This is a genomic window from Plantibacter sp. CFBP 8775 (assembly GCF_014839505.1).
GTDB classification, from domain to species: Bacteria; Actinomycetota; Actinomycetes; order Actinomycetales; family Microbacteriaceae; genus Plantibacter; species Plantibacter auratus.
Window position 1 is genome coordinate 2,400,216 of sequence record NZ_JACYNV010000001.1, and the last position, 19,373, is coordinate 2,419,588.

19 protein-coding genes are annotated in these 19,373 nt (G+C 70.4%); all 19 read left to right on the top strand.

The window, feature by feature from the left end:
• The first annotated feature begins 1 nt into the window (after position 1).
• The 19 genes from carA to trpA all read left to right on the top strand — a co-directional run bounded on the left by carA (position 2) and on the right by trpA (position 19,342).
• Positions 2-1,168, top strand: a complete 1,167-nt coding sequence (gene carA, locus IFR14_RS11345; protein WP_085510883.1) for a glutamine-hydrolyzing carbamoyl-phosphate synthase small subunit — start codon at positions 2-4, stop codon at positions 1,166-1,168.
• Positions 1,168-4,458, top strand: coding sequence for a carbamoyl-phosphate synthase large subunit (gene carB / locus IFR14_RS11350; RefSeq protein WP_086473290.1), 3,291 nt, complete (start codon positions 1,168-1,170; stop codon positions 4,456-4,458). The genes carA and carB overlap by 1 nt, the downstream gene beginning before the upstream one ends.
• On the top strand, positions 4,455-5,300 hold the full coding sequence (pyrF, locus tag IFR14_RS11355; RefSeq protein ID WP_191941108.1) for an orotidine-5'-phosphate decarboxylase: 846 nt from the start codon (positions 4,455-4,457) through the stop codon (positions 5,298-5,300). The genes carB and pyrF overlap by 4 nt, the downstream gene beginning before the upstream one ends.
• Positions 5,301-5,328: 28 nt before the next feature.
• Positions 5,329-6,207: a guanylate kinase gene (gmk, locus tag IFR14_RS11360; protein WP_191941313.1), complete on the top strand. Its 879-nt coding sequence runs from the start codon at positions 5,329-5,331 to the stop codon at positions 6,205-6,207.
• A gap of 68 nt (positions 6,208-6,275) precedes the next feature.
• On the top strand, positions 6,276-6,533 hold the full coding sequence (rpoZ, locus tag IFR14_RS11365; protein WP_056005756.1) for a DNA-directed RNA polymerase subunit omega: 258 nt from the start codon (positions 6,276-6,278) through the stop codon (positions 6,531-6,533).
• 203 nt (positions 6,534-6,736) lie between these two features.
• On the top strand, positions 6,737-7,930 hold the full coding sequence (metK, locus tag IFR14_RS11370; RefSeq protein WP_064293843.1) for a methionine adenosyltransferase: 1,194 nt from the start codon (positions 6,737-6,739) through the stop codon (positions 7,928-7,930).
• 26 nt (positions 7,931-7,956) lie between these two features.
• Positions 7,957-9,891 carry a primosomal protein N' family DNA-binding protein gene (locus IFR14_RS11375; protein WP_342365686.1) on the top strand — a complete coding sequence of 645 codons (1,935 nt, stop codon included), beginning with the start codon at positions 7,957-7,959 and terminating at the stop codon, positions 9,889-9,891.
• Positions 9,892-9,919: 28 nt separating this feature from the next.
• The gene (fmt, locus tag IFR14_RS11380) at positions 9,920-10,849 is read left to right on the top strand and encodes a methionyl-tRNA formyltransferase (RefSeq protein ID WP_137241678.1); all 930 of its coding nucleotides are present in this window, start codon (positions 9,920-9,922) and stop codon (positions 10,847-10,849) included.
• Positions 10,846-12,333: an RsmB/NOP family class I SAM-dependent RNA methyltransferase gene (locus IFR14_RS11385; RefSeq protein WP_428844492.1), complete on the top strand. Its 1,488-nt coding sequence runs from the start codon at positions 10,846-10,848 to the stop codon at positions 12,331-12,333. The genes fmt and IFR14_RS11385 overlap by 4 nt, the downstream gene beginning before the upstream one ends.
• Positions 12,334-12,343: 10 nt before the next feature.
• A complete protein-coding gene (rpe, locus tag IFR14_RS11390) occupies positions 12,344-13,012 on the top strand; it encodes a ribulose-phosphate 3-epimerase (RefSeq protein WP_137241677.1) in 669 nt (222 codons plus the stop codon).
• Positions 13,013-13,077: 65 nt separating this feature from the next.
• The gene (locus IFR14_RS11395) at positions 13,078-13,341 is read left to right on the top strand and encodes a phosphoribosyl-ATP diphosphatase (RefSeq protein ID WP_064293847.1); all 264 of its coding nucleotides are present in this window, start codon (positions 13,078-13,080) and stop codon (positions 13,339-13,341) included.
• 76 nt (positions 13,342-13,417) lie between these two features.
• The gene (gene hisG / locus IFR14_RS11400; RefSeq protein ID WP_137241676.1) at positions 13,418-14,257 is read left to right on the top strand and encodes an ATP phosphoribosyltransferase; all 840 of its coding nucleotides are present in this window, start codon (positions 13,418-13,420) and stop codon (positions 14,255-14,257) included.
• 47 nt (positions 14,258-14,304) lie between these two features.
• On the top strand, positions 14,305-15,069 hold the full coding sequence (hisF, locus tag IFR14_RS11405) for an imidazole glycerol phosphate synthase subunit HisF (RefSeq protein WP_079002513.1): 765 nt from the start codon (positions 14,305-14,307) through the stop codon (positions 15,067-15,069).
• The gene (gene hisI, locus IFR14_RS11410) at positions 15,066-15,455 is read left to right on the top strand and encodes a phosphoribosyl-AMP cyclohydrolase (protein ID WP_079705938.1); all 390 of its coding nucleotides are present in this window, start codon (positions 15,066-15,068) and stop codon (positions 15,453-15,455) included. The genes hisF and hisI overlap by 4 nt, the downstream gene beginning before the upstream one ends.
• Positions 15,456-15,468: 13 nt before the next feature.
• A complete protein-coding gene (locus IFR14_RS11415; RefSeq protein WP_085510892.1) occupies positions 15,469-16,161 on the top strand; it encodes a Trp biosynthesis-associated membrane protein in 693 nt (230 codons plus the stop codon).
• A 115-nt stretch (positions 16,162-16,276) separates the two neighbouring features.
• Positions 16,277-16,507: a DUF6704 family protein gene (locus IFR14_RS11420; protein WP_079705940.1), complete on the top strand. Its 231-nt coding sequence runs from the start codon at positions 16,277-16,279 to the stop codon at positions 16,505-16,507.
• A gap of 2 nt (positions 16,508-16,509) precedes the next feature.
• Positions 16,510-17,286: an indole-3-glycerol phosphate synthase TrpC gene (gene trpC / locus IFR14_RS11425; protein ID WP_137241675.1), complete on the top strand. Its 777-nt coding sequence runs from the start codon at positions 16,510-16,512 to the stop codon at positions 17,284-17,286.
• Positions 17,283-18,533, top strand: a complete 1,251-nt coding sequence (trpB, locus tag IFR14_RS11430) for a tryptophan synthase subunit beta (RefSeq protein WP_370281926.1) — start codon at positions 17,283-17,285, stop codon at positions 18,531-18,533. Before trpC ends, trpB begins: the two co-directional genes overlap by 4 nt.
• Positions 18,530-19,342, top strand: a complete 813-nt coding sequence (gene trpA / locus IFR14_RS11435; RefSeq protein ID WP_137241674.1) for a tryptophan synthase subunit alpha — start codon at positions 18,530-18,532, stop codon at positions 19,340-19,342. Before trpB ends, trpA begins: the two co-directional genes overlap by 4 nt.
• Positions 19,343-19,373: the final 31 nt, after the last annotated feature.

Here is a 19,373-nt window from a genome sequence, read left to right on the forward strand (position 1 = left end):
CATGACCTCCTTCACCCCACCCAGTCCAGCGGTACTCGTCCTCGAGGACGGCAACCGCTACGTCGGGCACGCCTACGGCGCGACCGGCCGCACGCTCGGCGAGGTCGTCTTCGCCACGGGCATGACCGGCTACCAGGAGACGCTGACCGACCCGTCCTACGCCGGACAGATCGTCTTGATGACCGCGCCGCACATCGGCAACACCGGCGTCAACCGCGAGGACATGGAGTCCGCCCGCGTCTGGGTCGCCGGATACGTGGTGCGTGACGCGTCGCGCGTCGTCTCGAACTTCCGAGCGGACCGCTCGCTCGACGACGAACTCGTCCAGGACGGCGTCGTGGGCATCAGCGGCATCGACACCCGCGCGGTGACCCGGCACATCCGTTCCGCCGGTTCCATGCGCGGCGGCGTGTTCTCCGGCGAGGACTTCGAGTTGTCCGGCGCCGAGCAGCTCAGTCTCGTCCGAGCCGGCGCGCAGATGGCCGGTCTGAACCTGTCGAGCCAGGTCTCCACGACCGAGCAGTACACCGTACCGGCGGTGGGCGAGCGCGTCGGTTCCGTCGCGGTCCTCGACCTCGGCGTCAAGACGTCGACGCTCAACCACCTCGCCGCTCGCGGCTTCGACGTCGTGGTGCTGCCGCAGTCGGTGACCTCGGCCGAGGTCCTCGCGCTCGAACCGTCCGCCCTGTTCTTCTCCAACGGCCCCGGTGACCCGGCTGCGAGCGACGCGCACGTCGCCCTCCTGCAGGACGTGCTCCGCGCGGGCGTGCCGTACTTCGGCATCTGCTTCGGCAACCAGCTGCTCGGCCGCGCGCTCGGCTTCGAGACCTACAAGCTGCCGTTCGGTCACCGCGGGATCAACCAGCCGGTCCTCGACAAGGCGACCGGCCGGGTGGAGATCACCTCGCAGAACCACGGCTTCGCGGTCGACCTGCCGATCGAGGGCCGTCACGAGACGCCCGCCGGGTTCGGCCTCGCCGAGGTCAGCCACTACAGCCTGAACGACGAGGTCGTCGAGGGCATCAACTGCATCGACATCCCCGCGTTCTCGGTCCAGTACCACCCCGAGTCCGCCTCGGGTCCGCACGACGCGGTCTACCTGTTCGACCGGTTCCGCGACCTCGTGACCGGCCACGCCACCACTTCCAGCACCAAGGAGAACAACTAGTGCCCAAGCGCGACGACATCAACAGCGTCCTCGTCATCGGCTCCGGGCCGATCGTCATCGGGCAGGCCGCCGAGTTCGACTACTCGGGCACCCAGGCGTGCCGCGTGCTGCGCGAGGAGGGCGTCCGCGTCATCCTCGTCAACTCGAACCCGGCGACCATCATGACCGACCCCGACTTCGCCGACGCGACCTACGTCGAGCCGATCACCTGGCAGGTCATCGAGACGATCATCGCGAAGGAGAAGCCCGACGCGATCCTGCCGACCCTCGGCGGCCAGACGGCGTTGAACGCCGCGATCCAGCTGCACGAGCACGGCATCCTCGAGAAGTACGACGTCGAGCTCATCGGCGCGAACTTCGAGGCGATCAACAAGGGCGAGGACCGCCAGATCTTCAAGCAGCTCGTGCTCGACGCGGGCGCGGACGTGGCCCGCTCCTACATCGCCCACACCGTCGAGGAGGCCGTCGGCTACGCCGAGGACCTCGGCTACCCGCTGGTCGTCCGCCCCTCGTTCACCATGGGCGGCCTCGGCTCGGGCTTCGCGTACACCGAGACGGAGCTCCGCCGGATCGTCGGCGACGGCCTCCACCAGAGCCCGACCACCGAGGTGCTCCTCGAGGAGTCGATCCTCGGCTGGAAGGAGTACGAGCTCGAGCTCATGCGCGACACGGCCGACAACACCGTCGTCGTCTGCTCGATCGAGAACGTCGACCCGGTCGGCGTGCACACCGGGGACTCCATCACGGTGGCTCCCGCCCTGACGCTGACGGACCGCGAGTACCAGAAGCTCCGCGACATCGGTATCGACATCATCCGCGCGGTCGGCGTCGACACCGGCGGCTGCAACATCCAGTTCGCGGTCGACCCGGCCGACGGCCGCATCATCGTCATCGAGATGAACCCGCGCGTCTCCCGCTCGAGTGCCCTCGCCTCGAAGGCGACCGGCTTCCCGATCGCGAAGATCGCGGCGAAGCTGGCCATCGGGTACCGCCTCGACGAGATCCCGAACGACATCACGAAGGTCACGCCCGCGAGCTTCGAGCCCACGCTCGACTACGTCGTCGTGAAGGTGCCGCGCTTCGCGTTCGAGAAGTTCCCCGCCGCCGATCCGACGCTCACGACCACCATGAAGTCGGTGGGTGAGGCGATGGCCATCGGACGCAACTACGCCACCGCACTGCAGAAGGCGCTGCGGTCGCTCGAGAAGCGCGGCTCCAGCTTCCACTGGGGCGACGAGTCCCGCAGTGTCGAGGAGCTGCTCGAGGTCATGAAGACCCCGACCGACGGCCGCATCGTCGTCGTGCAGCAGGCGCTCCGCAAGGGCGCCACCGCCGAGCAGGTCTTCGAGGCCACCAAGATCGACCCGTGGTTCATCGACCAGATCGTCCTGATCAACGACGTCGCCGACTGGATCGCCGCGGCGGAACGCCTCGACACCGAGGTGCTCCGGACCGCGAAGAACCACGGCTTCTCGGACGCGCAGATCGGTCAGCTGCGCGGGTTCGGCGAGCAGGAGGTGCGCGAGGTCCGGCACATCCTGGGAGTCCGCCCGGTCTACAAGACGGTCGACACGTGCGCCGGCGAATTCCCGGCGCTCACCCCGTACCACTACTCGAGCTACGACACGGAGACCGAGGTGGTCGCGAGCGACCGCCGCAAGGTGGTCATCCTCGGGTCCGGCCCGAACCGCATCGGCCAGGGCATCGAGTTCGACTACTCCTGCGTGCACGCGTCCTTCGCGCTGCAGGCCGCCGGCTTCGAGACCATCATGATCAACTGCAACCCGGAGACCGTCTCGACGGACTACGACACGAGCGACCGGCTCTACTTCGAGCCGCTCACGCTCGAGGACGTCCTCGAGGTCATCCACGCCGAGAGCGAGTCGGGCGAACTCGTCGGTGTCGTCGTCCAGCTCGGTGGCCAGACGGCGCTCGGGCTCGCAAAGGGTCTCGAGGCCGCAGGCGTCCCGATCCTCGGCACCACGCCGACCGCCATCGACCTCGCCGAGGAGCGCGGCCAGTTCCAGGAGATCCTGGACGCCGCCGGCCTCGTCGCACCGAAGAACGGCACCGCGGTGGAGATCGAGGGTGCACTGCGCGTCGCCGAGGAGATCGGCTACCCGGTCCTCGTCCGCCCGAGCTTCGTGCTCGGCGGACGCGGCATGGAGATCATCTACGACAGCGCCTCGCTCACCGACTACTTCGTGCGCATCGAGGACCAGGGCATCGTGGGCCCGGCCCAGCCGCTGCTGGTCGACCACTTCCTCGACGACGCGATCGAGATCGACGTCGACGCCCTGTTCGACGGCGAGGAGCTCTACATCGGCGGCGTCATGGAGCACATCGAGGAGGCCGGTATCCACTCCGGCGACTCGAGCTGCACCCTCCCGCCCGTCTCGCTCGGTCGCGCCGAGATCGACCGGGTGCGGAACGCGACGCTCGCGATCGCCCAGGGGATCGGCGTGCGTGGTCTGCTGAACGTCCAGTTCGCGATCGGCGCCGGCATCCTCTACGTCATCGAGGCGAACCCGCGTGCGTCCCGCACGGTGCCGTTCGTGTCGAAGGCGCTCGGCATCCCGCTGGCGAAGGCCGCATCACTCATCATGACCGGCGCGACGGTCGCCGAGCTCAAGGACTCCGGGCTCCTGCCCCCGGTCGACGGATCCCGGGTCCCGATCGACTCCCCGGTGTCGGTCAAGGAGGCCGTGCTGCCCTTCAAGCGCTTCCGCACGAAGGACGGCCAGATCGTCGACAGCGTGCTCGGCCCGGAGATGCGCTCCACCGGCGAGGTGATGGGCATCGACAAGGACTTCCCGCGCGCGTTCGCGAAGAGCCAGGAGGCGGCCTACGGCGGCCTGCCGTCGAGCGGAACGGTGTTCGTCTCGGTCTCCGACCGCGACAAGCGTTCGATCATCCTGCCGGTGCTGCGCCTCCAGCAGCTCGGGTTCGACATCCTCGCGACCGACGGCACGGCCGAGGTGCTGAACCGGAACGGCATCAGTGCCCGGACGGTGCGCAAGTACAGCGAGACCACGGCCGCCGGCGAGGACGACTCGATCGTCGACCTGATCAACCGTGACGAGGTCGACATGGTCATCAACACCCCGAGTGGCCGGTCGGCTCGCGCGGACGGCTACGAGATCCGCGCGGCCGCCGTCGCGGCCGACAAGCCGCTCTTCACGACGATCGCGCAGCTCACCGCCGCGGTCGGCTCCTTCGAGGCGCTCGGCGGTGGCTTCGAGGTCCGCTCCCTCCAGGAGTACGCACTCGATCGGGCTGCGCGCTCGTGACGGCTTCCTTCGGAACCCGGCTGGACGAGGTCTTCGTCCGGTCGGGCCGACTCTGCGTCGGCATCGATCCGCACCGCTTCCTGCTCGAGGCGTGGGGACTGCCCGACACCGCCGCCGGCGCGGGGGCCTTCGGCCTCGCCGTCGTCGAAGCCGCAGCCGGTCGCGCCGGGATCGTCAAGCCGCAGGTGGCGTTCTTCGAACGGTTCGGGTCGGCCGGGTACATCGCCCTCGAAGGGGTCCTCGCCGCGGCACGCGACGCCGGGCTCCTCGTGATCGGCGACGCCAAGCGCGGTGAGATCGGGACGAGCATGGAGGGCTATGCCGAAGCGTGGCTGACCCCCGGTTCACCGCTGGAGGTCGACGCCCTCACCGTGAACCCCTATCTCGGCTTCGGCTCACTGCAGCCGGCACTCGAGCTCGCCGAGCAGCACGGCAAGGGCGTGTTCGTGTTGACGGCGACCTCGAACCCGGAGGGTCGCGACGTCCAGCGCGCCGAGGACGGCGCCGGCCTCACCGTCGCGGCGTCGATGCTCGACGAGATCGACCACTGGAACGCACGGCACCACCCCGGGTCGACCGGTTCGATCGGTGCGGTCATCGGTGCCACGCTCCGTCTCGAGGAGTTCGGCCTGACGGCGGTACCGCCGACGACGACGATCCCGATCCTCGCGCCCGGATTCGGCCACCAGGGGGCCTCGGTCGCCGACCTCGGATCCATCTACGGCGACCTCGCACCGGGTGTCATCGTCTCCGAGTCCCGGAGCATCCTCGCCGCCGGACCCTCGGGGATCGCGGACGCCGTCGAACGTTCCGTCGCAGCCGTGAGGAGCGCCCGTGGTTGACCAGGAGCAGGACCAGCCCGGCAGGAACATGCCGGAGGTCGACCGGGCCGCCGCCTCACGTGAGGCCGTTCGCAAGCGCCGCGCCCGCGCGACCGTCAAGGCGTCCATCGCCTCCGGCGCCCGCACCCCGTTGGAGGTGCTCGACGCCGCGACCGCCGATCCGGACGGCATCGAGGGCGGCATCCGCATCACCGAGTACCTCCTCAGCATCCCGAGTGTCGGCGTCACCAAACTGGGGCGGATCCTCGAATCGCTCGGCATCTCCTCGGTCAAGCGCCTCGGCGGTCTCGGCCGACTGCAGCGGGATCGCCTCCGCGCCTTCATCGCCGAACGCTACCCGGGCACCGCGCGCAGCCGACTCGTCGTGCTCGCCGGCCCGACGGCCGTCGGCAAGGGGACGGTGGCCGCCTACATCCGCGACCACTACCCGGAGGTCCACCTCTCCGTCTCGGCCACGACACGCAAGCCGCGGCCTGGGGAGCAGCACGAGGTGAACTACTACTTCGTGACCGACGACGAGTTCGACGGCCTCATCGAGGGCGACCGCCTGCTGGAGCACGCCACGGTCCACAACGCGTACCGCTACGGCACGCCACGCGAGCCGATCGAGCGAGCGCTCGCGGCCGGCGACAGCGCGTTGCTCGAGATCGACATCCAGGGTGCCAGGCAGGTCCGGGAGGCGATGCCGGAGGCGACCCTGGTGTTCCTGCTGCCGCCGAACTGGGACGAACTCGTCCGTCGACTGGTCGGACGGGGCACCGAGGACGAGGAGGAACGGGAGCGCCGACTGCGCACCGCGAAGGTCGAACTGGCCGCCGCGGACGAGTTCGACCACCGTGTCGTCAACGACGACGTGGCCCGCGCGGCCCAAGAGGTCGTAGACTTGATGAAGATTCACGGGGATTGACGTCCGACGCGCACCCCGCATCGATCCGATCTTCCCCGAACACAACCACACGAGGAGTGTGAACCTGCATGGCTGACAAGCTCAAGGGCATCATCGATCCGCCCATCGACTCCCTGCTCACCAAGGTCGAGTCCAAGTACGCACTCGTGATCTTCGCGTCCAAGCGCGCGCGCCAGATCAACGACTACTACGCCGACCTCCACGAGGGCAGCCTGTTCGACAACGTCGGGCCGCTGGTCGACTCGTCCGTCGAGGACAAGCCGCTCTCGATCGCGATGCACGAGATCAACGAGGACAAGCTCCAGATCAAGCCGATCGCCGAATAACCGCTTCACCACGACGAATCCGCCGGGCGCCAGACGACCGGCGGATTCGTCGTGTCGGGCCCGTTCCCGCCGCCGCCGACGCCCCGCGTCACGGACGGACGACGTGTCCGAGGCCTCGACTAGAGTGATGAACGGTCGGGCCCCGGAACACCGCGACGGCCGATCCCTCCACCATCGCACCACCACTTCCGACGGGAGACCGCATGACCGAGCTGCGCCTGTTCACCTCCGAATCCGTGACCGAGGGGCATCCCGACAAGATCTGCGACCAGATCTCGGACAGCATCCTCGACGCGCTCCTCGAGGTGGATCCGCGCAGTCGAGTCGCCGTCGAGACGCTCGTCACCACCGGGCTCGTCCATGTCGCCGGTGAGGTCTCCACGAGCGGCTACGTCGACATCCCGACGATCGTCCGCGAGCGCATCCGGTCCATCGGCTACACCTCGTCCGACATCGGATTCGACGGCGACTCCTGCGGCGTGAGCGTGTCGATCGGCTCGCAGTCCGCCGACATCGCCGCCGGAGTCGACCATGCCTTCGAGTCCCGCGAACAGTCCAGTGTCGACGCCTACGACCTCCAGGGCGCCGGCGACCAGGGGATCATGTTCGGGTTCGCGACCACCGAGACACCGCAGTACATGCCGCTGCCCAGCTGGATCGCACACCGTCTCGCGGAGCGACTCGCCGAGGTCCGCAAGTCCGGCCAGCTCGACTATCTGCGCCCGGACGGCAAGACCCAGGTCACCATCGGATACGACGGCTTCCTCCCGAAGACCGTGGAGACGGTCGTGGTCTCCACGCAACACAATCCGGGTGTCTCCACGGAGCAGCTGCGTCGCGACGTCCAGCGTCACGTCATCGAACCGGTCCTCGCGACGGTCGAACTCGACAGCTCGAACGTGACCCACCTGATCAACCCGACCGGCATCTTCGTCGTCGGTGGCCCGATGGGCGACGCGGGGCTCACCGGACGCAAGATCATCATCGACACCTACGGTGGAGCGGCTCGACACGGCGGTGGGGCCTTCAGCGGGAAGGACCCGTCGAAGGTGGACCGCTCGGCCGCATACGCCATGCGCTGGGTGGCGAAGAACGCGGTCGCCGCCGGATTCGCCGAACGTCTCGAGGTGCAGGTCGCCTACGCCATCGGCAAGGCTGCGCCGGTCGGGCTCTACGTCGAGACCTTCGGGACGGCCCATGTGCCGGAGGCGGACATCACGCGCGCGATCCGCGACGTCTTCGACCTCCGTCCGGCCGCGATCATCGCCGACCTCGACCTCATCCGCCCCATCTACGCCGCAACGGCGGCGTACGGGCACTTCGGCCGCGAGCTCCCCGACTTCACGTGGGAGCGTCTCGACCGGGTGGAGGCGTTGCGGTCAGCAGCCGGGCTGTAGCCGTGGTCGGCGCGAGGGTCGCCAGGGTGGTACTCGACTCCCCGTTGCCACAGCTCGACCACCTGTTCGACTACGCCATCCCCGACGACCTGGCCGATGACGCCGTGCTCGGCGCGCGCGTCTCGGTGCCGTTGCGCTCGGCCGGACGGTCGGCGAACGGGTTCATCGTGGACCTTGCCGACTCGAGCGAGTTCGGCGGAGCGCTCAGCCCGCTGAGCTCGGTCGTGTCGTCGGTACCGGTCCTGACCCCGACCCTGTGGACGCTCGCACGCCGTATCGCGGATCGCAGCGCCGGGAGCGCGATGGACGTCCTGCGTCTCGCCATTCCGCCGCGACAGGTCCGGGTGGAGAAGACCTGGACCGCCGCGACCCCGCCGGAGCCTCCGTCGGTCGAGCGGCGCACCGTCCCGGGCTTCGCCCCTGGCACCCTCGACCGTCTCGCGCCGGGGGAGCGGTACGCGATCAGCGCGATCCCCACCCTGACCGCGACGAGCGCGGGCGTCTGGCTCCCCGACTGGTCCTTCACGCTGGCGGCTCTCGCCGTGAACCAGCTGTCCGAGGGGAGGAGTGCGATCCTGTGCGTCCCCGACTACCGGGACGTCGAACACCTCCTGGCGGCGCTCGACGACCTCGGTGTCGGTGACGCGGTCGCGAGGGCCGACGCGAAGCAGACCCCGGCTGCTCGCTACCGCGCCTACCTGGACGGACTGCATCCGGTACCCCGGATCGTCGTCGGCAACCGGTCGGCCGTTTACGCACCGGCGCACGACCTCGGACTCATCGCCCTCTGGGACGACGGCGACCCCCTCCATCAGGAGCAGCGCGCCCCCTATGTGCACGCCCGCGACGTCGCGTTGACCCGGCAGGAGATGAGCGGCTCCGCCCTCGTCTTCGCCGCGCACTCACGCAGTACCGAGACGCAGCGACTCGTCGAACTCGGCTGGCTGCGCGAGGTCGCACCGACCCCGCCGGTACGACCGAGAGTCGTCGTGTCCCGGGCGAGCGGCGACGACGCCATGACGAGCCAGGCGAGGATCCCGTCGAGCGCGTGGCGCGCGGTCGACGAGGCATTGCATCACGGACCCGTGCTGGTCCAGGTCGCGCGGCCGGGGTACGCGCCGCACCTCGCCTGTCGACGGTGCGGGACGAGGGCCCACTGCTCGGTGTGCCACGGTCCACTCCAACTCGCCACAGCCCGTTCGCAACCCTCCTGCCGGTGGTGCGGTCACCTCGCGGCCGGGTGGTCCTGCGAGACCTGTCACGACACCGCGTTCCGCGTCACGGCCGCCGGCACCGGCCGGACCGCCGAGGAGCTGGGCCGGGCGTTCCCCCGATACCGGGTCGTGGTGTCGGACGGCGACGCCCCCAAGTTCGAGGTCGGCCCGGAGCCGGCGCTGGTGATCGCGACCCGAGGCGCGGAGCCCGTCGCAGCGGGCGGCTATGCCGCCGTCCTCCTGGTCGACGCCGACCGCATGCTGGCGCGGGAGTCGCTCCGCGCCGCCGAGGACTGCCTGCGGTGGTGGTCGAACGCCGCAGCCCTGGCCGCTGCGCGTGCACCGGTGCTGCTGATCGGCGTCGAGGCCCCCGTGGCGAACGCCTTCGCCCTGTGGCAGCAGCCGCGGTTCGCGAGCGAGGAGCTCGCCGAACGCAGAGAGCTCGGGTTCCCTCCCGCGGTCCGGAGCGCGACCCTCACCGGCACCCGCGACGCCGTCGATGCCGCTCTCGCCGCGCTACCCACCGAGTACCGGAGCCGCGTGCTCGGCCCGACCGTCGACGAAGCGGGCGACAGCGTCGCGATCCTGCGGGTCGACTACGGCCACGCCAGGGCGGTCGCCGAGCAGTTGCGGGCGACCGTCGTCGCGCAGGCGGCGAAGCGTCGACGTCCGACCCCCGGCAGGCGAGCACCGAAAGCCCCGCCTACACTCAGAGTACGATTCGACGATCCGGAGATGCTGTCATGATCCACCCCGTCCACGAAGTCCGAACCGCATGAGGCTGGTCTTCGCCGGCACCCCCGCCGTCGCCGTACCGACGCTCGACGCCCTCGTCTCGGCCGGGCACGAGATCGCGGCCGTCGTGACCCGACCCGACGCCCCGCTCGGCCGCAAGCGGGTCCTGACCCCGTCGCCGGTGGCAGCGGCCGCCGAACGGCTCGGGCTCCCGGTCATCCGCGCTGCACGGCTCGACGACGACGCGACCGCGCGGATCGTCGCGCTCCGTGCGGAACTCGGCGTGATCGTCGCGTACGGCGGGCTCGTCCGTGAACCCCTCCTGTCCGCGCCGGCACACGGTTGGATCAATCTGCACTTCTCATTGCTGCCGGCCTGGCGCGGCGCGGCGCCCGTCCAGCGGTCCGTGATGGCCGGAGACGCGGTCACCGGTGCGTCGGTCTTCCAGCTCGTGCCGGCTCTCGACGCCGGAGACGTCTTCGCGTCGGTGGAGACGCCGATCGCCGAGGGCGAGACCTCGGGGGAGCTCCTCGACCGCCTCGCCGAGCTCGGCGCACCGCTCACCGCGGAGGTCGTCGCCGCCATCGCCGCCGGCACCGCGGTCGCGGCCCCGCAGCAGGGCGAGGTGTCGCTCGCGCCGAAGCTCGACGGCCAGGACGGCCGCATCGTCTGGGACCGCCCCGTCGCCGACGTGTGGTCGCAGATCCTCGGGGTGACCCCCGAGCCGGGCGCGTTCACCCTCCTCGACGAGGCACGGCTGAAGGTGCACCGTGCCGTCCCCGTGTCGACGATGCCGACGGACCCGCCGGCGCCCGGGACGATCGTGTCCGTCGACGGCCTCGTCCTGGTCGGCACGGCGGACACACCGTTGCAACTCCTGCAGGTGCAGCCGGCCGGGCGCACGGCGATGCCCGCCGCCGACTGGTGGCGCGGTGCGTCCGCTGGAACCGATCGGCTGGTCACCGCGTGAGCGGCCAGCAGCCAGAGGGCCAGCGACGCCGCGACCGACGGCCCCGCGACGAGGAACCCCGACGCGGACGCCAGCGTCCCACCCGGCCGCGTGACTCGGCGACCGTGCAGCCGGCACGCCGAGTGGCCTTCGACGTCATCCACGCCGTCAGCACCTCGGACGCCTACGCGAACCTCCTCCTGCCGCACCGGCTGGCCGAGGCGAAGTTGAGTCCGGCGGATGCCGGCCTCGCGACCGAGCTGACGTACGGCACCCTCCGCCGACGCGGGTACTACGACCGCGTCATCGCGCACGCGGCCAAGCGTCCCGTGACCGAGATCGACGACGCGATCCTCGACGTCCTGCGGCTCGGTGCCCATCAGCTGCTCTCCATGCGCGTCGCAGGCCACGCCGCCGTGAACGAGTCGGTCGAGCTCGCCCGGTCCGCCGGTTCGCGGTCGGCGGCCGGCTTCACCAACGGTGTCCTCCGCACCATCTCGCGGACCGAACCCGCCGAGTGGGAGCGGATCCTGCTCGGTGAGGTCACGAACGACACCGATCGCCTGGCCGTGAGCACCGCCCACCCGTCGTGGGTCGTTCGGGCCATCAGACAGGCGCTCGACCTGCAGGACCGCGGCGACGAACTCGAGGAGGCGCTGGCCGCGGACAACCTCGCCCCACAGGTGAACCTCATCGCGCTCCCAGGGCTCGCCGACCGGCCCGAGGACGCCGAGCCGAACCGCTTCTCCCCGTACGGCTTCCGGAGCCCCGGCGGCGACCCGGTCCAACTCGTCGGGACCGGCGGCGGGCGCCTCCGCGTCCAGGACGAGGGCTCGCAGCTCGCCGCGCTCGCGCTGACGCGGGCGGTACCGGTGCGGCCCGGCGAGCGATGGCTCGACCTCTGCGCGGGGCCGGGTGGCAAGGCAGCGCTGCTCGCAGCCGAAGCCCTCGCCGGGGAGGCACGTCTCGACGCGAACGAACTGGTCCCCGCGAGGGCCCGTCTCGTGGAACGCGCCCTCGCAGGTGTCCCGCTCGACGTGTCGGTCTCGACCGCCGACGGCACGAAGCTCGCTGCGGAGCATCCCGGGACCTACGACCGCATCCTCCTCGACGCCCCGTGCACCGGGCTCGGCGCACTGCGACGACGCCCGGAGGCGAGGTGGCGCAAGACCCCGAAGGACGTCTCCGAACTGACCCGACTGCAGGGCTCACTGCTCGACGCCGCCATCACCGCGCTCGCTCCCGGCGGGATCGTGGCGTACGTGACGTGCTCGCCGCACGTCGGCGAGACGGCACTGATCGTGGAGAGCGCCCTGCGAGCCCACCCCGGGATGGAGCGACTCGACACCTCCGCGGTGCTCGACCAGGTCACGACCGAACCGCTCGACGCCGCGGCGCCCGGTGGCGCGGTCCAGCTCTGGCCGCACCGCCAGGGCACCGACGCCATGTACATCGCGCTGCTCCGCAAGCCCGCGGAGTCGGCCGAACCCACTGTCGATCGATAGGCTCGAGCACATGTCCGCGCGCATCAACCCGAGCATCCTGTCCGCCGATTTCGTGAACCTCCAGGCCGACCTGGAGCGGATCGCGAGCGCCGACCTCGTCCACGTCGACGTCATGGACAACCATTTCGTCCCGAACCTCACGTTCGGTCCGCAGATGGTCGGTCGCATCCAGGACGTGTCTCCGGTCCCGCTCGACGTCCACCTCATGATCTCGGACGTCGATCGATGGGCTCCCGGCTACGCCGAGCTCGGGGCGTTCTCGGTGACGTTCCACGCCGAGGCCACCAGCGACCCCGTCGCCCTCGCCAGACGCCTGCGTTCCATCGGGGCACGTGCCGGGATCGCCGTGAAGCCCGGCACGCCCATCGAGCCGTACCTGGAACTCCTGCCGGAGTTCGACCAGGTGCTCGTCATGACGGTCGAACCGGGCTTCGGCGGACAGTCGTTCATGCCGGAGACCATGCCGAAGCTGCAGGCGCTGTCAGCCGAGGTCGCACGCACCGGTCTCGACGTCTGGCTCCAGGTCGATGGCGGGATCTCCGCGGACACGATCGGGATCGCGGCCGCCGCCGGTGCCGACACCTTCGTCGCGGGGTCGGCCGTCTACAGCGGTTCCGATCCTGCCTCGAACATCGCGCTCCTCCGGGCCGCAGCCGAGGCGTCGACGCACACCCACTGACTCGGCTGGCCGGTCGAGCGCCCCCGCGGTGCGCGCCGCCGCCCGGAACCGGTACCCTGGAGCACGTGAAAACCTTCGACGAGCTGTTCGACGAGCTGCGCCTGAAGGCCGAGACCCGGCCGGAGGGTTCCGGCACCGTCCGCGAACTGGACACGGGTGTGCACGGCATCGGGAAGAAGATCGTCGAGGAGGCCGCCGAGGTCTGGATGGCGGCCGAGTACCAGAGCGACACCGAGACGGCCGAGGAGATCTCGCAGCTGCTCTACCACGTGCAGGTGATGATGGTGGCGAAGGGGCTCACCCCCGCCGACGTCTACCGACATCTGTAGGAGCACGTCGCGGCGCATCCGCCGCGCCTCCTGATCACCCTGTCGAGACACTATCGCACAACACGAAAGTCACCCCATGCTGAGAGTCGCCGTGCCCAACAAGGGCTCGCTGTCCGAGACCGCCGTCGAGATGCTGCAGGAGGCCGGCTACGCGACCCGTCGCGACACCAAGGAGCTCCACGTCGTCGACGCACGGAACGACGTCGAGTTCTTCTACCTCCGCCCGCGCGACATCGCGACCTACGTCGGTTCCGGCGCCCTCGACATCGGCATCACGGGGCGCGATCTGCTTCTGGACTCGCACTCCGCCGCGACCGAACTCGCCGAGCTGGGCTTCGGCGGTTCGACGTTCCGCTTCGCCGGTCCGGCCGACGAGTTCTCCGAGCTCTCCGATCTCGCGGGGAAGACGGTCGCCACCAGCTACCCCGGCCTCGTCGGCAACTTCCTCCGCGACGCCGGAGTGGATGCGACGCTCGTCCACCTCGACGGTGCGGTCGAGTCGGCCGTCCAGCTCGGGGTCGCGGACGCGGTGGCCGACGTCGTGTCCACCGGCACGACCCTCCGGAAGGCCGGCCTCGGCATCTTCGGCCCGGTGATCCTCGACTCCACCGCCGTGCTCATCGCGTCGCCGGAGACGAAGCCCACCACGGCCACGCTCATCCGCCGACTGCAGGGCGTGCTCGTCGCGCGGCAGTACGTGCTCGTCGACTACGACCTCCCGGTCCGGCTGCTCGAGCAGGCGACCGCCGTCGCCGGTGGCATCGAGTCGCCGACGGTCTCGCCGCTCCGCGATCCCGAGTGGGTGGCGGTCCGGGTCATGATCCCTCGCGGCGACGCGAACGACGTCATGGACCGCCTCTACGAGCTCGGCGCACGCGCCATCCTCGTCACGGCCATCCACGCCGCCCGACTCTGAGTCGCCCCTCCATCATCACCCGTCCCAGTCGCATTGCGGAGGCCTCCGTGTCACTCGCCACCCGAGTCATCCCCTGTCTCGACGTCGCCGACGGGCGCGTCGTGAAGGGCGTCAACTTCCTCGACCTCCGCGATGCCGGCGATCCGGTCGAGCTCGCGAAGCGCTACGCCGAGCAGGGCGCCGATGAACTGACCTTCCTCGACGTCACGGCCACCGTGGCCGAACGCGACACCACCTACGACCTCGTCAGCCGCACCGCCGAGCAGGTCTTCATCCCGCTCACGGTCGGCGGCGGGGTCCGCTCGACCCAGGACGTCTCGCGGCTGCTGGCCAGCGGGGCGGACAAGGTCGGCGTGAACAGCGCCGCGATCGCCCGGCCGGAGTTGCTGGGGGAGATCGCCGACCGCTTCGGCGCTCAGGTCCTGGTCCTCTCCCTGGACGTGAAGCGACACGCCGGCAGCGCGTCCGGATGGATCGTCACGACACACGGCGGCCGACGAGAGACCGAGCTCGACGCGCTCGCCTGGGCGACCGAGGCGATCGAACGCGGTGCGGGCGAGCTGTTGGTGAACTCGATCGACGCCGACGGCACCAAGGCCGGGTTCGACACCGAGCTCATCAGCGCCATGCGCGAGATCAGCCGGGTTCCGGTCATCGCGTCCGGGGGAGCAGGCCGCCTCGCCGACTTCCCACCCGCGATCGCCGCGGGTGCCGACGCCGTCCTCGCCGCGAGCGTCTTCCACAACGGCGAGTTGACGATCGGCCAGGTCAAACAGGAACTCGCCGACGCCGGTTGGACGGTGCGGGCATGAGCGCGGACATCACCATCCCGGTGGGCGCCGACCCGGAGACCGCGATCGGCCAGCTCACCTTCGACGCGCAGGGCCTGCTTCCCGCGATCGTGCAGCAGTGGGACTCACGCGAGGTGCTCATGCTCGGGTGGATGGACGCCGAGGCCGTCCGCCGGACGATGACCGAGGGTCGGGTCACCTACTGGTCCCGGTCACGACAGGAGTACTGGCGCAAGGGCGACACCTCCGGCCACGTGCAGTTCGTCCGGGCGCTCGCCTACGACTGCGACGGGGATACCCTGTTGGTGGAGGTCGATCAGCACGGCGCCGCCTGCCACACGGGCACGCGCAGCTGTTTCGACGGCCGGAGCCTCGACGTCGTCGCAGCGCCATCGCCGACACCATGAATCGAGTTGGAGCATGACCGAGAGCACCGCAGCACCCCAGTCCGGGCCGGTGGAGCCGCCGAGGCCCGACGAACCGTCCGAGGCTGACGAGCTCGAGTCCAGGGCTCTCCGCAGTCGTCAGCGCCGCCTGAAGACCCTGCTCCTCGTCACCGCCGTCCTCGCCGACGCGCTCATCCTCGCAGCGTGGACCCAGACCTGGCTCTCGATCAGCCTCGTGGGCGTCGGCCCGCACTCCGGCGCGCTCGACGTCGTCGGCTCCGTCGCCGCTCCCGCCCTGTCCGCACTCGCGCTCGCCGGTCTCGCCCTCGTCGCGGCGCTGGCCATCGCCGGGCCGGTGTTCCGCATCATCCTCGGCCTGCTGGAGGCCGTGATCGGCGCCTGCGTCATGATCTCGTCGATCGCGGTGCTCGCCTCGCCGGCGACCGCGGGCGCGGCGGCCGTGACCGAGGCTACGGGCGTCGCCGGAAGCCAGTCGACCATCGACCTCGTCGCGGCGACCACGCTCACCGCCTGGCCGGCGATCACCCTGGTGCTCGGCGTCGTGCTCGGACTCGCCGGGCTCGCGACCGTGCTCACCCACCGCCGGTGGCCCGGTCCGTCGAAGAAGTACCAGGCGGTCCGGTTCACGCAGGTCGAGACGGCCCCGAGCGCCGACCCGGTGGGCGCCTGGGACGACCTCAGCCGCGGCGACGACCCGACGCGCTGACCGCTCCGCCGAACCACGACGGCACCCCGGGCCACCTGGGAACTCGTGGCCCACGCACGGAACCGCGCACCGCTTGCCGGTACACTGGAACCCGCACTCGCACAGAAGGAGAACCATGAGCACCGACCCCTCGGACCCCGGCCACGGACACTCGCCCGCCGCCTGGACGGCCGTGATCATCATGTTGGTCGCGTTCGCCGCCGGTACGGTCTTCTTCTGGCTCGACATGCCCGTCCTCGTCTGGGCCTCCGCCGGCGTCCTCCTCCTCGGGTGGATCACGGGCGGTGTCCTCGCCAAGGCGGGATACGGCGTCGGCGGGTCCAAGACCGTGGCGAAAGAGCACTGAACATGCTCGCCGACCTGATGGCCGGCGCGAAGGAGGACGCTCTCGGGCGCCTCGCGGGCCGTCCGGCTGCAGTCGTCGAAGCCGCTGCTGTCGAGGCCCCTCCGGCCATCGACGCCCTTGCTGCGCTCGCCCCGGCCGACCAGGTCAAGATCATCGCCGAGGTCAAGCGGTCCAGTCCGTCCCGCGGCGCGTTGGCCGACATCCCCGACCCTGCGCTCCTCGCCTCGCTCTACGAGCAGGGTGGTGCCAGCGCGGTCAGCGTGCTGACCGAGGGCCGCAAGTTCGGTGGTTCGCTGCAAGACCTCGAGGCCGTCCGGGCCGCGATCCGCATCCCGGTCCTCCGCAAGGACTTCATCTCCCTGCCGTACCAGGTGTTCGAAGCCCGGGCATCCGGCGCCGACCTGGTCCTCCTGATCGTCGCCGGACTCGACCAGGCCACGCTGTCGTCGCTGCACGAACTCGTCCTGCAGCTCGGCATGACCCCGCTGGTGGAGACCCACTCAGCCGAGGAGCTGGCCAGAGCGAGCGACATCGGTGCCCGGCTCATCGGCGTCAACGCGCGGAACCTCAGCACCTTCGAACTCGACCCACACCTCTTCGGATCGTTGACCGACCGTTTCCCCGCCGACGCCGTCAAGGTGGCCGAGTCAGCTGTGCTCCGCGCCGCCGACGTCGCCGCCTACCGACGTGACGGCGCCGACGTCGTCCTGGTCGGCGAGGCGCTCGTCACCGGCGACCCCGTCGCCACCCTCGAACAGTTCCTGGGAGCCACCGCATGACCATGTCACCAGCCACCCCCGCCCACGCGGAACCGACGCACCTCCGAGACGAAGCCGGTCCGTTCTTCGGCGACTTCGGCGGACGCTACATGCCGGAGGCGCTCATCGCCGCGGTCGACGAACTCGCGACGGCCTACGAGGCCGCCAAGGCCGACGAGAGCTTCCAGGCCGAGCTGACGACGCTGCTCCGCGACTACGCCGGCCGCCCGTCGATCATCACCGAGGTGCCACGCTTCGCCGCATCGGCGGGTGGTGCACGCATCTTCCTCAAGCGCGAGGACCTCAACCACACCGGCTCGCACAAGATCAACAACGTCCTGGGCCAGGCGCTCCTCACGAAGCGCATCGGCAAGACCCGCGTCATCGCCGAGACGGGGGCCGGTCAGCACGGTGTGGCCACGGCCACCGCGGCCGCACTCTTCGGCCTCGACTGCACGATCTACATGGGCGAGGTCGACACCGAGCGTCAGGCGCTCAACGTCGCCCGCATGCGACTGCTCGGCGCGACCGTCATCCCCGTGACGACGGGCTCGCGGACTCTCAAGGACGCCATCAACGAGGCGTACCGCGACTGGGTCGCGTCGGTCGAGACCACGAACTACATCTTCGGCACCGCGGCGGGCCCACACCCGTTCCCGGTCATGGTCCGCGACTTCCAGAAGATCATCGGAGAAGAGGCCCGCGCACAGCTCCTCGAGCTGAACGGTTCACTTCCCGACGCGGTCGTCGCCTGCGTCGGTGGCGGCTCCAATGCCATCGGCATCTTCCACGCCTTCCTCGACGACGCGGACGTCGCGCTCTACGGAGTCGAGGCTGCCGGCGACGGCGTCGACACCCCACGGCACGCCGCGTCCATCGGCCGCGGTCGTCCGGGTGTCCTGCACGGTGCCCGCACCTTCGTCCTCCAGGACGACGACGGCCAGACCGTCGAGTCCCATTCCATCTCCGCAGGCCTCGACTACCCGGGCGTCGGACCGGAGCACGCCTGGCTCGCCGACACCGGGCGGGCGACCTACGTCCCCGCGACGGACGCCGAGGCGATGGAGGCCTTCCGACTCCTGAGCCGCACCGAGGGGATCATTCCCGCGATCGAGTCCGCCCACGCACTGGCCGGGGCCATCGTCCTCGGCAAGGAGCTGGGCCCCGAGGCGACCATCCTGATCAACCTCTCCGGGCGCGGAGACAAGGACGTCGAGACGGCTGCCACCTACTTCGGGCTCCTCGACGAAGCCGGGCGGAACGCATGACCGCCCCGGCCACCGACCACACGACGGTCTCACCGGTCGCATCGGCGATCGACGCCGCCGCCGTCGACCGTCGCGGCGCCCTCATCGGGTACCTCCCCGTCGGATTCCCCGACCTCCAGACGAGTATCGACGCCGCCATCGCGCTCGCGCAGAACGGCGTCGACGTCCTCGAGCTCGGCGTGCCCTACTCCGACCCCGTCATGGACGGAGCGGTCATCCAGGCCGCGACCATGACCGCCCTCGCGGAGGGGTTCCGGTTGCGCGACGTCTTCACGGCGATCAGCGCCATCCGCGCCGCCGTGGACGTCCCGGTCCTCGTCATGACGTACTGGAACCCGGTGCTGCAGTACGGCGTGGAGCGGTTCGCCTCCGACCTCGCCGCGGCCGGCGGAGCCGGGCTCATCACCCCCGACATCACCCCCGACGCCGCGGCGGACTGGCTGGACGCCAGTGAACGACACGGCCTCGACCGGGTCTTCCTGGCAGCACCGACCTCGAGCGACGACCGCCTGTCGCTCGTGACCGAACGGTCCCGCGGCTTCGTGTACACCGTCTCCACGATGGGCATCACCGGTGCCCGGCAGGACCTCGACGCGGCCGCGAAGACCCTCGTCGGTCGTCTCCGCACGGCGGGGGCACAGCACGCGTGCGTCGGCATCGGCATCTCGACCGCGGAGCAGGTCCGCTCGGTCCTCGAGTACGCCGACGGAGCCATCGTCGGCTCTGTGTTCGTCAAGGCTCTCGCCGACGGCGGCGTCCCGGCGATCACCGAGGTCGCCCGTTCACTCGCGGCCGGCACCGCCCGCTGAGGGTATCCTCACCACGTCCGCGATGCTGAAA